The sequence below is a fragment of the Paenibacillus xylaniclasticus genome (assembly GCF_004001065.1).
GTDB classification, from domain to species: Bacteria; Bacillota; Bacilli; order Paenibacillales; family Paenibacillaceae; genus Paenibacillus_T; species Paenibacillus_T xylaniclasticus.
Map to the genome: position 1 here is coordinate 1 of NZ_BIML01000098.1, position 661 is coordinate 661.

At 51.7% G+C, this 661-nt stretch carries 1 protein-coding gene; it reads right to left on the reverse strand.

Annotated features, from left to right (window positions below; translation table 11 throughout):
- Positions 1 to 661 (reverse strand): AMP-binding protein (locus PXY01_RS22105; protein ID WP_164744561.1); only part of this gene is annotated, 661 nt, incomplete at both ends.

Genomic DNA, 661 nt, shown 5'->3' on the forward strand with positions numbered 1-661 from the left:
CCCCCGCGCGACCCCGTCTCCTGCGATACAAATCTCTCCTGGCACGCCTATAGGCTGAAGCTGGTTTTCGGTGTTCAGCATATAAATCCGATTATTGTCCATCGGCTTGCCGATATGCACATCCGTCTCCAGCTCACCGACGGTGACCCACACCGTTGTTTCTGTCGGGCCATATAAGTTATAGATGCGTGCTTCGCTTACGTTCCGCAGGCTCGTCAGGAGGGATGGCGGCAATGCTTCCCCTCCTACCAAGATCTCACGCACCTGCTTCATTGCTTGTTCGAACGTTTTATTTTCTAGCAACGCTTGCAACCGGGACGGAGTGAGCTGGATCATATCTACTCCGCGATTTATGATCAGTTCACCTAATAGCTGAGCGTCCTTCTGCTGCTCTTCATTCGTCAGAACGAAGGTTCCGCCGAGCGAAAGCGGAACGATCGTTTCCAGCACAAAAATATCAAAGGAAAGAGTCGTCGACGCCAATACAATACGATCCCGAACGTTTGGAATATGGTGAGCGATATTCCGAACAAAATGATGAACGTTACGATGCTCCACCATAACCCCTTTCGGCCGGCCTGTCGAACCCGAGGTGTAGATGACATACGCCAAATGATGCGGACCGCTTACATCTTCCAGGTTCTCGTCTTCTTCGCCGTCC